This is a genomic window from Paraburkholderia sp. J11-2 (genome assembly GCF_905220185.1).
Taxonomy (GTDB): domain Bacteria; phylum Pseudomonadota; class Gammaproteobacteria; order Burkholderiales; family Burkholderiaceae; genus Paraburkholderia.
This window is the reverse complement of sequence record NZ_CAJMYY010000132.1, coordinates 1-361: the sequence shown is the minus strand read 5'-3', so window position 1 is coordinate 361 and position 361 is coordinate 1. Positions and strand designations below refer to the sequence as shown.

1 protein-coding gene is annotated in these 361 nt (G+C 61.8%); it reads right to left on the bottom strand.

Annotation, left to right across the window (positions count from 1 at the left end; translation table 11 throughout):
• Nucleotides 1–63 precede the first annotated feature (63 nt).
• A partial coding sequence (locus tag U5A57_RS41485) for a LysR substrate-binding domain-containing protein (protein ID WP_321918132.1) occupies nt 64–361 on the bottom strand: 298 nt, incomplete at its 5' end.

Below are 361 nucleotides of genomic sequence, written 5' to 3'. Positions count from 1 at the left end.
CGCCGATTTCACACTAGCCTGCATTGGTGGATGAGTCGTTGCGTGCGCAAAGTCACGACGACCTTATCCTGTGGCAAGTTCGTCCGCGAGGAACTGGATGAGCGCTGTCACGCGCCGCGCCGGTAACTCGGCCGGATAAACGGCATACAAATCGACGTGCTCCGCGACGTATTCCTCCAGCGCCGTCTCCAGCGTCCTGGACGCGAGTTCCGTCCGAATATCCCAACGGTTCTTGATGATGACCCCTACGCCCTCTAACGCCCACTCGCGGAGCACGCCACCGTCGCTCGCCTGGCGATCGCCTGAAACCTTGACGTTGTGGGCCTTGCCTGCCATGCGAAACGGCCAGATCGCGAGCGGG